At 63.8% G+C, this 13,212-nt stretch carries 10 protein-coding genes; 9 read left to right on the top strand and 1 reads right to left on the bottom strand.

The window, feature by feature from the left end:
- Nucleotides 1-115 precede the first annotated feature (115 nt).
- Complete coding sequence (locus IEY68_RS13345; protein WP_058856904.1) at nt 116-910, bottom strand: IclR family transcriptional regulator; 795 nt, start codon at nt 908-910, stop codon at nt 116-118.
- A gap of 153 nt (nt 911-1,063) precedes the next feature.
- On the opposite strand from IEY68_RS13345, the gene IEY68_RS13340 reads away from it, so the two are divergent.
- From IEY68_RS13340 to IEY68_RS13300, 9 genes are all read left to right on the top strand, one after another.
- A complete protein-coding gene (locus IEY68_RS13340; RefSeq protein WP_058856905.1) occupies nt 1,064-1,933 on the top strand; it encodes an isocitrate lyase/PEP mutase family protein in 870 nt (289 codons plus the stop codon).
- 17 nt (nt 1,934-1,950) lie between these two features.
- A complete protein-coding gene (locus tag IEY68_RS13335; protein ID WP_058856925.1) occupies nt 1,951-3,195 on the top strand; it encodes a 3-isopropylmalate dehydratase large subunit in 1,245 nt (414 codons plus the stop codon).
- Nucleotides 3,192-3,725: a 3-isopropylmalate dehydratase small subunit gene (locus IEY68_RS13330; RefSeq protein ID WP_058856906.1), complete on the top strand. Its 534-nt coding sequence runs from the start codon at nt 3,192-3,194 to the stop codon at nt 3,723-3,725. The genes IEY68_RS13335 and IEY68_RS13330 overlap by 4 nt, the downstream gene beginning before the upstream one ends.
- Entirely contained in the window at nt 3,722-5,071 is a 1,350-nt protein-coding gene (locus tag IEY68_RS13325) for an MFS transporter (RefSeq protein WP_058856907.1), read from the top strand. The genes IEY68_RS13330 and IEY68_RS13325 overlap by 4 nt, the downstream gene beginning before the upstream one ends.
- Entirely contained in the window at nt 5,068-6,777 is a 1,710-nt protein-coding gene (locus tag IEY68_RS13320) for a class I adenylate-forming enzyme family protein (RefSeq protein WP_082681658.1), read from the top strand. Before IEY68_RS13325 ends, IEY68_RS13320 begins: the two co-directional genes overlap by 4 nt.
- Nucleotides 6,778-7,282: 505 nt before the next feature.
- Nucleotides 7,283-9,238: a hypothetical protein gene (locus IEY68_RS36170; RefSeq protein WP_229718753.1), complete on the top strand. Its 1,956-nt coding sequence runs from the start codon at nt 7,283-7,285 to the stop codon at nt 9,236-9,238.
- Nucleotides 9,239-9,464: 226 nt separating this feature from the next.
- Nucleotides 9,465-10,496 (top strand): IS630 family transposase, encoded by a 1,032-nt coding sequence (locus tag IEY68_RS13310; protein WP_229718752.1) that lies wholly within the window; start codon nt 9,465-9,467, stop codon nt 10,494-10,496.
- Between the two features lie 118 nt (nt 10,497-10,614).
- Entirely contained in the window at nt 10,615-11,139 is a 525-nt protein-coding gene (locus IEY68_RS13305; protein ID WP_058856908.1) for a DUF3885 domain-containing protein, read from the top strand.
- A 770-nt stretch (nt 11,140-11,909) separates the two neighbouring features.
- Complete coding sequence (locus IEY68_RS13300) at nt 11,910-12,731, top strand: hypothetical protein (protein ID WP_058856909.1); 822 nt, start codon at nt 11,910-11,912, stop codon at nt 12,729-12,731.
- Nucleotides 12,732-13,212 lie beyond the last annotated feature (481 nt).

Raw genomic sequence — 13,212 nt, 5'->3', positions numbered from 1 at the left:
AACATTTCGATTTCATCGAGCATACGAAAACGTCACATTCGCAGGCCCCGTGATGTCAGGACGATCGCGGCCGGCTCCCACGGAAGGTCACCCTCGACTGTCAGCCGCGGGCCCTTCAGCCCCGCGGTAGCGCTTGCGCGATCCTCGTGATCCGCACGCCCGCGTCGCACACCCGCTCGATTTTCGCGGTGAGCGCGTCGCCTTCGAACTCCTCGGCCCGGCCGCCCACGCTGATGGACGCGACCACCGATCCGTCCCGCCCCAATATCGGCGCCCCCACCGCGGCGACCCCGGGCAGATAGTCGGAGTTGCTCAGCGAGTAGCCGGCTTCCCTGATCGCGTCGAGGTGTTCGACGAGTCTGTCCACATCGGTGATGGTTCGATCGGTGATCGCGGGCAGATCGGTCGTGATCCACCTGTCCCGCAGAGCTTGCGAGTGAGCGAGCATGACGATGGGCCCCGCCGCGGCGTGATAGGGCATCACGGACCCGATGTTGATCCCGGCGACGACCAGGGCGTTGCGTCCTTCGAGCAGGTCGATGCAGACCGCGCCCTGTTCCGCGGGCACCATCAGGTAGGCGGTATTACCGAAGGCGGACGCCAGTTCGGACATGAACGGCTTTGCCGCGGAACGGATATCGAGCTTCGACAGCGCAGCGGAACCGATCTCGAATACCGGCATCGCGACGCGGTAGGCGCCTTCTTCGGTACGAGTCACCCACCCCGCCTGGATCAGCGTGGACATCAGGCGATACACCGTCGTCTTGTTCATCCCACTCGCCGTGGTGAGGTCGTTCAGCGTCCAGACGGGCCGGTCCGCACCGAAGTGACCGAGCAGCGTGCAGGCCTTGAGAACAGCGCCCACAACGTCGCGACCGCCCGGCGCTTCGGACTCGATGGACACAGTCACTGCGGCTCACTCGCTTTCGTTGATCGTGCGATCGGTGTCGTCACCATACGAACAGACATCCACCGACCGGGGTTGACTTTGTGACCCGCACCACCTTACCGTGCGTACCGAGATACGAAACGCATTCCGCATTGCGAAACGGAGAGTGGACTGGTGCGCAGCCCGACCTTGAAAGACCTCACGTCGAACGGACTCGTCTACGCCCCCGGCGTATGGGACGGTTTGACCGCCCGTCTCGCCGAACAGGCCGGATTCAGCGCCCTGTGCGCGTCCGGATTCGCCGTCTCGGCGGCGCTGGGCCTGCCCGACGCCGAGCTCTACACCCAGACCGAGAACCTGCAGGCAGTCCGCACCATCCGAGAGTCCTCGAAGCTGCCACTGGTCGCCGATATCGACACCGGCTACGGCAACGCCGTCAACGCCGCCCGCACCGCCGCCAAGTTCGCGGACGCGGGCGTCGGCGGGATGTTCATGGAGGACCAGGTCTCCCCCAAGTCCTGCCCCATCTGCGTGGGCGACCCCGTCGACCTGATCACCATCGGCGAAGCGACCGGCAAGATCCGCGCCGTCCGCGATTCGATCCCCGACGACGTCCTCCTGATCGCCCGCACCGACGCCCGCGGCGACGACGCCATCCGCCGCGCCCAGGCCTACGTCGAAGCCGGCGCCGACATGATCATGCCGGTGACCAAAACCTTCGAAACCGTCGAACAGTGGCAGCGCTGCCACGAAGAGGCCGGGGTCCCGCTGATGGCCACCCTCACCGCCTCCACCTGGACCGAACGCGATTTCACCCCCGAGATCCTCGCCCAGATCGGCGTCCGCCTCGCCCTGCTGCCGACCCAGGTCCTGATGGCAGTGGCCGGGGCCGCCCAGGCGACGCTGCGCCGGCTCGCCGCGGGCGAAGCACCCGCCCAGGTCAGCGCCGACACACTCCAGCACCACGAATTCGTCGAACTGATCGGCTTCCCCGAGGTCGAGGCCAAGCAGAACAAGTACCTACCCGCGAAACAGGACCGGTGACCGCCGTGGGTTACACCATGACGGAGAAGATCCTGGGCCGCGCCTCCGACCAGGACACTGTCCGCGCCGCCGAGAACCACGCGGTCCACCCCGCGCGCATGATCGCCTACGACTTCCCCGGGTACACCGACGTGATGTTCCGGCAGATGCGCGACGACTTCGGCATCACCGAGCTCCAGGACCCGAGCCGCTACATCGTCTTCATCGATCACATGCTCACCAAGCGCAACGACAAGGAAACCGAAGTCCACCAGGTCACCCGCGACTGGTGCGACTTCTACGGCATCGAATTGCACGAGGGCCGCGGCATCGGCCACCAGCTCACCGCCGAACTGGGCCTCGCGATCCCCGGCGAATTCCTCGTCCACTTCGACGGCCACATCAGCGGTATCGGAGCCTTCGGCGCCCTCGGCTGGGGCATCCGCCGCGACCTCATCGAAGCCTGGGTCACCGGCAAGATCTTCGTCGATATCCCCGCCACCACCCGCTTCGACCTCGTCGGCGAATTCCCACCCGGCGTCGACAGCCGCGACCTCGTCCACACCATCATCGATATGGTCGGCGCCGACGGCTGCGCCCATCAGGTGATGGAATTCGGCGGCCCCGGCGCCCGCGCCATGGCCATCGACCACCGCCAGGGCCTGTGCGGAATGGCCATGTTCACCGGTGCCGTCTCCGCGATCTTCGAACCCGACGAGATGTCCCTCGCCTACGCGAACGAGGTCGCCCGCCGCGACTTCGACCCGGTCTATCCCGACCCCGACGCCACCTACGCGGCCCGCCACACCATCGACCTCTCGACCCTGACTCCCCGGGTAGTGCTGCCCGGCTCGGCCCGAGCCGTCAACACCAAAACCGCCCAGGAACTCACCGGCACACCCATCACCAAGGCATTCATCGGCTCGTGCGCCAGCGGCCGCATCGAAGATCTGCGCGCCGCCGCCCTGGTCCTCGACGGTCGCAAGGTCGCGCCCGGCGTGGAACTCAATGTCGTCCCCACCTCCCAGAAGGTGTACGAGCAGGCCGAGGCAGAGGGTCTCCTCGATGTGCTCCGATCCGCAGGTGCGCATATCAATATATCGAGCTGCGATTTCTGCTTCGGCTACCAGAAACCCCTGCAACCCGGCGAGAACTGCATCTCCACCGGCGTCCTCAACATCTCCGGACGTATGGGCAGCCCCGACGCCAATATCTACATGGGCTCCCCCTACACCGTCGCCGCGAGCGCCCTCACCGGCACCATCCAGGAGTCGGCCCTATGAGCGCCTACCCACCCCCACCCGACCTTATCGAAGGCAAGGTCGCTTGGATCTTCGGCGACGATTTCGATATCGACCTCGTCGTCGGCGTCTCCAATATCAAGTCCTACGACCCCGACCACCTGCGCTCGGTGTGCATGCAGGCCTACGACCCCACCTTCGCCGACCGCGTCCGCCCCGGCGATATCATCGTCGGCGGCCGTAACTTCGGCTACGGTCACCCGCACTATCCGCCCATGGTCGCCCTCCGCAATGCGGGGATCTCGGCCATCGTCGCGGAATCCTTCTCGCCCGGCTTCTGGCGCGGCGAGACCTTCAACGGCATGCCGTTGATCACGATCCCCGGCGTATCGACCGCTGTGACAGTGGACGATCCCGTGGTCCTCGACTGGCGCGCCGCGACCCTGCGCCGGCCCGAGGGAACCGACCTGGTCGGAACCCCACCGAATCCGCGGACCGTTCAGGTCATCGAAGCCGGTGGCTCGTATGAACTCCTGCTCGCCGAGCACACACGCCAAGGACAACCGCAATGACCAATGTCGATCATCGCGTCGAGAACCCTGACAGACAGCCCACCGGCCGGCATCAGGTGACCGCCCCGAAGAAGTCCAACTCAGTGGCCCGCCGCGCCGCCATCGCCGGCGGCGTCGGCACCCTCATCGAGTACTACGACTTCGCGGTCTACGGCTTCCTCGCCGTCACCATCGCCCCCCTGTTCTTCCCGTCCGACAATCCCGGGGTGTCGATCCTGTCGACCCTCGCCGTGTTCGGCGTCGCCTACGTCGCCCGCCCCCTCGGCGGCATCTTCTTCGGCCGCCTCGGCGACCGCCGCGGCCGCCGCCACGCCCTCGTGGCCACAGTCGTCGCGATGGGCATAGCCTGCGGCATCCTCGGGTTACTCCCCACCCATTCGTCCGTCGGCGTACTCGCCCCCGTCCTTCTAGTACTCGTCCGACTCGCCCAGGGCTTCTCCGCCGGCGGCGAAGTAGGCGGCGCGGCGACCTACATCGCCGAATCGGCCCCACCCGGGCGACGCGGCTTCTTCGGCTCCTTCACCCCGGTCGGCTCCACCCTCGGCTTCGCCGTCGCCGCCGCCGTCGTCGGCCTGGTCGCCCTCGTCACCACCGACGAACAGATGGAGTCGTGGGGCTGGCGCATCCCGTTCCTGCTCGCCCTCCCCCTCGCCTACGTCTGCCTCCGCGTCCGGTTGAAGCTCGAAGACACCCCCGAATTCGAGGAGATGGCCGAGAAGGAGCAGGTCGCCAAGAGCCCGCTCAAGGACGTCGTCACGAAGAACCCGTGGTCGGTACTCCGCGTCGTCGGTGTCGCCATCGCGATGAACGGCTCCGGCTATATCGGATTGACCTACTTCAGCGTCTACCTGATCAAGAACCTCGGCTTCTCCAAAGACGCCGTGTACTGGACATCAGCCATCGCCATCGCCCTGGCCTGCGCCACCTTCCCGATCAGCGGCATGCTCACCGACAGGTACGGCCGGAAACCAGTCCTCATCTTCGGCTACCTCGCCTACGTCGTGATCGCCCTCCCGGCGTTCCTGATCATGGGTGCGACGAGCAGCATTGTCGTGATCGGCCTCGTCTACTTCGTCTACATGGTCCTCAACGGTGTGGTGCAGGTTCCGGCGTTCCCGCTGTTCACCGAACTGTTCCCCCGCACGGTCCGCTACACCGGGGTCTCCCTCGGCTTCAATATCGGCACCATCGCGGCCGGCGGAACGGCACCGTATGTCGCCGCCCAACTGGTCGAATCAACGGGCAGTGCGATGTCACCCGCCTACTGGGTGATGGGCGTCTGCGCCATCGGGCTGCTCACCGTCGCGACGATCCGCGAGACGGGGCGGAAGGAACTCCCGGCATGAGCGCCGGCGACACCAGGTCGGCCCGGACAGCTCCGCCCGCCGCATTTGATGAGGGTGCGGCGGGCGGGGGGTCCGCGCAGCTGGTGGCTCCCGAACACCGTCCACGTTTCGACACACTCGTGGAGGCATGGAACGACCGGGTGCAGCGCGACGCCGACGCCCCGGCCATCGTGTACTTCGACACGACGCTCTCCGTGCGCCAGACCGACGATCTCGCCAACGCACTCGCTGTCGCGCTGGCCGAGCGCGGCGTGGGTCACGGAGAGCGGGTGGGTATCCACCTACAGAACATTCCGCAATACGCGCTGGTCCTGCTCGCGCTGTGGAAACTCGGTGCCGTCGCGCTGCTGCTCAATCCGATGTATCGCGGGCGGGAACTCCGCGAACTCGTCAGCGACGCCGAACCGATCGGGATCATCACCACCGACCGCGATGTGCGGCAGGTCCAGGAGGACATCGAGGGCACCGAGGTCCGGTGGGTGCTGGGAACTTCCGAGTCGGAACTGCAGTCGCGCCACGACCCCCGGGTGATCGAAGTCGGTGCGACGAAGTCGATTCCCCGCGATTCCGACCTCCTCTGCTTGGCCCACAGGTACATCGGGCAGCCACCGCCGCAGGTTCAGGTGCGCGGCGAGGACCTGGCATTCCTCGCCTACACCTCCGGCACCACCGGCCCACCCAAGGGCGCGATGAACTCGCACGCCAATGTCCGCGCGGTAACCAGCAGTTTCGCCGAGCTCGCAGGCATCATGCCCGGCGACGTCGTCTTCGCACTGGCCCCGCTGTTCCACATAACCGGAGCCGTCGTCATCGGCGCACTCGCGCTAACCGAACGGACATCGCTGGTGTTCACCGGACGATTCAACACTGATGTCGCCGTAAGCGCACTCCGCGAACATGGCGTCACCTACACAATCGGTTCCATCACCGCCTTCAACGCGATGATGAACTCCGAATACGCCACCGCCGAACACTTCTCCACCATCAAGACGCTGTTCAGCGGGGGCGCACCGGTCCCGCCGAGCACGGTCGCCCGATTCCGCGAACGGTTCGGGCACTACATCCACAACGCCTACGGCATGACCGAAACCTCGTCGGCAGTCACCGCGGTACCGCCAGGAACGAGCGCACCGGTCGACCCGAACAGCGGCACCCTGTCCATCGGACTACCGCTCCCGGGGGTGAACGTCGAGGTGGTCGACCCCGAAGGCCACCCCCTCCCACCCGGCAACCAAGGTGAACTCGTCGTCACCGGCCCACAGGTTATCCGTGGATACTGGCGCAAACCAGAAGAATCCGAGGCCGCCCTGCCCGAAGGCCGCCTCCGAACCGGCGACAGCGCGATCGTGGACGAGCAGGGGTGGGTGTATCTGGTCGATCGGATCAAAGACCAGATCAACGTCTCCGGGTACAAAGTGTGGCCGCGCGAGGTCGAGGATGTCCTCTACGAGCATCCGGCTGTGCTCGAAGCGGCAGTCGTAGGGATTCCTGACGAGTATCAAGGTGAGTCCGTGGCCGCCTACGTCTCCCTGAAGGACGGGCACAGCGCCAGGCCCGATGACCTGATCTCGTTCACCCGTGATCGACTCGCGCCCTACAAACGACCTAGGACTGTGGAAGTCGTCGCGGACCTGCCGAAAACGCAGACCGGCAAGATTCGCCGACGAGTGCTACGCGATCAACATACCGAGGCCAGGACCGCATAAAGAAGGTCCCCGGCCGTGCTGCAATCCGGGCAGACCTTCAGGTAAATGCGGGTTGGGTCAAATAGAACAGGCCGGGAACGGGGTGGTCCCGGACCCGGCCTGCGTCTTGATGAAGCCAAGCGGCCTCGAATCCCCGTGTCCTCACACTGCCAGGCACGGGACCGGTCCGCGATCAGGGCGTTTCGACCCTCAGTCGGCACGAAGTGGGCGGTGCGACTGACTCCGCTGTCGTCGGCGTTGTCGTCAGACCTGTCGTCACCGACCCACTTGCCCCCCAGTCCAGCCGCTGAGCGAAATTACCTGGTCAGAAGCATGATTCGGTGATGCGCCGATCGGCGCTGACATGGCGGTTGTTCGGCATCGTGCGTAGCGTGTGGTCCCGTTCTGGTCCCGCTGCATCCCGGTCGATTACCTGGCGAAACACACTTATCGACGTCAAACTGACAACGAACGACCTGTCATGCCGCGCGGCTATTAACAAATGACCAGCACAAGAGGAGGTTGGATGTTCGAACAGCGTGATCGGTGGCTTGAGGAACTCGACGAGTACACCGGGCGGAAGAAAACGATCACCTGCACGGCAGGTCGTATGCCGTTGACCGCGATCGTTCATGAAATCTCTAACGCCTGTGCGGATGCACGCGAACATACTGGGCAGCAGGTACGTGACTGGCAGTCGATGGCCTCTGACCTCGACGAGGCCGCCACTTGGATAGGGCCACAACTGCAAAAATTGGTCGGCTCCAAGGCGACAGTCGTTCACCAAACGATCACGAGTCAACTGCTCGTTCCCAAGACGAATGGAAGAGGGTACAACCTTGAGGACAGCGTACGGCCCGTAATCGCCGGGCATGTTGACACGCTGGCTAAGGCTCTGGAACCGGATGAGGCCCTCGTTGCGGCTTGGAGTGACTTGGTGGAAGCGTGCCGCGATATTGACTATGCCAAATACCCGCACGAGCGAGTTGCTTACCTTCGAGACACGCTGGTCGGACTAAGCGACTTGCGCCGGCAAGGGCGTTGGTTTTGGAGCCCAATGTCAACCGCTGTGAAGGTTCTGTTTGGACATGCCAGCAGCGTCAGAGACGCGCAAGTTAGGGTTGGCGACCCGGTCGACCCAATTACACCCGAGAACTTCAATGCACCGACAAATTTGACCGATAGCGAACTGGCTACCCTGGCCGAGCGCTGCATTGTGCAGACGCCCGCAACGGCGGATTACGTTGTGTGGTTTCGTCTTCACCCGGCGTTTGTCAAGGGCTACGAGTGCATGACCCATGGCAATGTCACATTCTACGACGCACAGCAGCTGGCCAGTGCACTCTGCGACCATGAGCGAGCACGGGAAAATTTCTCCGTGGTGCCGGAGGAGCTGCTGACCGACAAGATTCGCGAACTTCAACTGTCCGACGATATGGACGATTTTTCCGGTTTCGAGTACCTTCCGCAGCTCGTCTACGCCAGGGTGGCCGTTGACGGAGTCGAGCGCCACCGCGCCGTAGAAATGGCTCGACTGTACTTGGACACGGTACTCGCAGTGGCAGGAGCTCCGGAGGAGATGTGGCAGGTTCTCGGCGGCACATTGCTTTTCGGCGACGGTTTCTACAACCCGCGTCCCACCGAGTGGGGGCCGAAGCATCCAATGCCCAATCCCGTATTTTTTGAGAACGATTACTTCTCCACCAATCTTAGGGAGATGACTGCTGACGGCTTTCTGATCACCAGCGAACGTGCACAACAGCTGCAGCCAGTGCTCGCGCTCCTTCATGCGCTCACGGGTGTACCTCGGGAAGACCCGCAAGCAATTGTCACAGCCGCGGTCAGGGCCATCGAACATTGCAATACCTGGGTTGCGCCCCACGAGAAGTACAACTGGTACGCGTTTGCCGAGGAGTACCTGTTCGACGAGTTCGCCGTCACATCGTTGGCGAATCGTATCGGACACGATGCCTTTGCCGCCGTGGTCCAGCACAGGCCGGATCGCACACCTGGTGCACCGGACGATCCAGCCCTGAGGGCGATACAAGACGACATCGAAGAGTCCGGGTGGAGCTCGCATTTTGATGTACGGAAAGCCCTGCCACATGTGGGCACGTTGAGACGGATCTACTCGAAGCACTGGCTGGTGCGTCAGCTCAGCGAAACCGACGACATCCTCCGCTCGACGACCGCACTCGGAAGTTCCTTCGATGCCGAGTTCCGCCTGCTCAATGCCCGGGTGGGACGGTTGACGCGATCCCGTAACGCAGCGATCCACGGAGGCACGCTGTCCACCGCGGCGTGCGAAAGCATCGCTGATTTCGCCCTGGCAATGGGCCGGAGCGCGCTGAACACTGTCATCCGGGCGATCGTCACCGGCGAAACAGTGAGCATGTACGCGACACATCAGCGAGACCAATACCGACAGAGGATCGATAACCTCAGGCGGGGCGGCGATTTGAAGTATCTGTTTTCGTCGTAGCCGGAGATAGGCGGTCTAGTGCGTTGACCACGAACGTTGGCCGGGTTGAGGTGACACGCCGCTGGGAATCCGGCGGTGTGGGGGAGATTGCCGCACTGTTGACGGTGATCGCTGTCAATTGTGTGGGGTGATTTGTAGCGGAACCGGTTCGAGCGCGTCGGCTGACCGACGCGGAAGGTCAACGGCTGCAACAGATTGTGCGGCGCGGTAAAGGTCGGCGATCCGGATGCGGCGGGCGATGATCATCATGGCGTCGGCGTCCGGGACGCTGGTACCGGCGATCGCCCGACTGGTGGCAGCCGACGAGGACACCGTCCGGGACGTGATCCATGCGTTCAACGAGAAAGGCCTGGCCGCGCTGGACCCTCGATGGGCGGGAGGCCGTCCCCGCCTGATCAGCGATGACGACATCGAGTTCGTCATCGCGGCGGCCACAACGCGACCGGTCACCCTCGACCGGCCGTTCACGCACTGGAGCGTGCGCAAACTCGCCGGTTCCCTGGCTGATAACCCGGTTCGGATCGTGACGGTCGGCCGTGAGCGGCTGCGGCAGATCCTGTGTGAGCGTGGGATCACCTTCCAACACACCCGAACCTGGAAAGAATCCACCGATCCGGACAAAGAAACGAAACTGGACCGGATCGAGCGGGTCACCACCGAACACCCCGACCGGTGCTTCTCGTTCGACCAGTTCGGGCCGCTGTCGATCCGGCCCTGCCACGGATCGGCATGGACGCAGGCGTCGAAACCGCACCGGCTGCCCGCGACCTACCGCCGAACCCATGGCATCCGCTACTTCCACGGCTGCTACAGCCTCGACGACGACCAGTTGTGGGGCGTCACCCGCCGCCGCAAAGGCGGCGACCTCAGCCTGGCTGCCCTGAAGTCGATCCGCACCGCCCGCCCCGACGGCGAGCCGGTCTACGTGATCCTGGACAATCTCTCCGCGAACAAGACACCCGCGATCCGTTCCTGGGCAGCGAAAAACAACGTCGAACTGTGTTTCACCCCGACCAACGCCTCATGGGCCAATCCGATCGAGGCCCAGTTCGGGCCGCTTCGCACCTTCACCATGGGCGATTCCAACCACCCCAACCACACTGTGCTCGCTCGGCGCCTGCAGGACTACCTGCGCTGGCGCAACGCCAACGCCCGCCACCCCGACATCCTCGCAGCGCAACGCCGAGAACGTGCCCGCGTCCGTAGTGAACGCCAGCAACGATGGGGCCGACCACGACCCCACGCGACCGCAGCCTGAGTGCAAACGGGCCACCAAATGTTCGTGATCAACATACTTATCCTGCGGATACTGTGATCGGATGTGTAGTGACGATCTGTCGGGGCTCTGGCAACGACATTGGCGGCGGTGTCCCCCGTTGGCTGATGAGCTCAAGCATGCCTATAGGGATCGATGGGTACGGTTCCATAGCCTGCCCGGGTCCAAGCGCTATCCCGACACTGCCGACGAGTACAGCATCGTGCTCGACCGGTACAACACGGTCCTGGACGAGTTGTTCACCGGGCAAGAGGTCTACCTCATCACTTGCGGCTGGTCCAACCGTCCTGAGCCAGACGCGCCGCCCGTTGACCATGCACAGTGGCTCGGTGCCCGCTACTGGACCTCTGTCTGCAATGACCCAACCGAGACCGACGCTGAGTTCATCTCCTACACCCACCTGTTCGTCAGCCGCATACCCTGGCAGCGCGGCGCTGTAGATGACCTTCTGCGCGTTGTAGCCAACGACGCCACCAGAGGGGTCATGATCACTGATCTGTCCTTGGAGCGGATACACCATCCCTACGACGGCGGCACGGATGTCCTGCTGCCCACTCCCGCCGAACGCGACACGCTCATGCACCAGCACGCGCATTGGCTTTCCCAACACCCCGAAGGTTTCTGAGCTTGTCGTCGATGACGGCTGTTCTCATCCCGGCTCGTCCACCGGCCGACTGACCTCGCCGAGCGTATCCAGCAACCGTTCTCGAACGGCATCCAAACGAGCGGGAGTAGTCCGGCATGACGATCTCCGACTTCCGATCAACACCGTGAACAATTGTGGTCAGAGCACTAGTGACCCAACGGGGCCTGCTCGGTGGTGGCGTGCACCCATCGGGGGTAGGCATCACCGCCTGACCCGCGCACATGGTTGTTCCCTTGGCAGGGTGCGAACCTGCGCAACCCGCTTTAGGAGAGCGGGAAATATCTGTTTTGCGAGGAATGGCCGGGGTTGGCATCGTCGGCTGAGGTGGCGTGACCTGGGCATTGTTCGTTGGGGTCGTTGGTGGCTGTCGGTCGAATACGGCGGCTCTGCGGACCAGTTGCGGACCGGCGGAAATGGAGCGGCGGAGATTGATACCCCGCCGCTTCGTTGTGTCCGGACCACGGTTGGCCCTGTTGGATGGTGGTCTGCGCATACAGGGGCTGGCTTCCCCGCCTGCCCCATAGGGCCTGCCTTTCTCGCGTAGGCTCCGCGGTCAAGGGTGGTGAATGCCCCATCAGCGAAGCTGACGCCCTTGGGCGCCCTTGACGGTGGAGGGACACGGGAACACAATGCAGGCCACCAGTCAGCAGGGCCACGCGGCCGAAGGCCGCGCACTGTCTTCGATTGTCACCATCGGCGATTAGAGCGAGGTCGGGCGGCATCGAATCCGGTGTACTACGGTTCCGCATGTGAAACTAGTCATAGCGGCCAGTTCCGTCGCGGCCATTGTCGTGGGATTCGTTGTGGCCGTGTTGAATCGTAAGTTGAGCTGGGGTCTCGAATGGGGACCGTTAGGTACCTGGGTGGGTGCAGCCATCTCGACAGTCGCCGTGAGCGTCGCCATGTGGGTAGCGATCGACAACGCGAAGGAGAGGGCGCGTGATCGTGAAGAAGAGAAAGCACGGGCTCTGAGAAGGACCCGCAGGATCCATGCAACCGTCGTCTTTGCGGGAGAAGAAGGCTTCCACTGGGGAGTGCGTGTCAAGAACGCCGATGACAGGCCAATCTACGACTTGAAATGGCAGCCCGGTTGGCTCGTGTGTCCATTTGACAACACCGCCTTCGAAGACGTGAAAGTGTCCTTTCAGCCACCTACTCGGATGATGGAGGCGGGTGGGGAGCATCGGGTAGATGTGCTTGACACCTCGGTCCGGCATCTGTCGCTGGTTCGCCCGGTGCAGAGGTATTTGTATCTCCCCGCGATGACCTTCGAGGACGACGACGGGTACCTGTTTTGCTGGGACAACGATCCCCTGCCCGAGATCATGCAGAACGGTCGGGTGACGGGTACCTGGTCGCCGATGGATGACAATCGCAAGGACTACCCGGCTGATCAGCCCGCCTTTCGTGAGGCCAGGGAGCTTCGACCAAGCGCTGTCGTATCGGAACCCGAGGTTGAGTCTCTGGACGGCGAGCCGAACGTTGAAACGGTTGAGGCGGAGAAGAAACAGCCTGAGGGTGAGGCTTCGCCGTTGGTGGACGATTCGGCCGACGGGACCACAGCCGGTTGACCGGGCAGATTGCCGGCCGACTCGTGTGCGGCTGCGGGAGGTAAGTCGGGTACGGCTCTCGTCGCGCCCACACTTCTCGGTTATTGAAAATTCAGCAATCTCGGGTCGGAAGCAGGTGGCGCCAGCGTGTCGCCGACGCGCCCGGTGGGGCCGCCAGCGCAGCCAGGCCACGCCGGGTTGCGTGGCGGCGGCGCGCAGGCGCCGCCGCTCTTGAACCTATATGGCGAAACTCGGCAAGCACTCGCGGAACGTGGTTGTCGTGGTTCAACTGATGCTTGACACACCGGCTTCACCTGATGCTTGACACCGCTGGCCGCGGGTTGGATCGCCCGAACGTGTTCGTTCGTGGTGAAGGACCCAGGCCTGATGCTGGTGAAGTTGAGTGTGGTCGAGCAGCGGTATCACGCCGTGATGGAAGTTCCCGCCGGGGCGAGGGTCGCCAGGTACTTGGATACCGGCACAACGACGGCAAATCCGAGCA

The sequence above is a fragment of the Nocardia jinanensis genome, assembly GCF_014645735.1.
In the GTDB taxonomy this organism is placed as follows: domain Bacteria; phylum Actinomycetota; class Actinomycetes; order Mycobacteriales; family Mycobacteriaceae; genus Nocardia; species Nocardia jinanensis.
The sequence above is the reverse complement of the archived record's forward strand: the minus strand, read 5'-3'. Positions and strand labels throughout refer to the sequence as shown.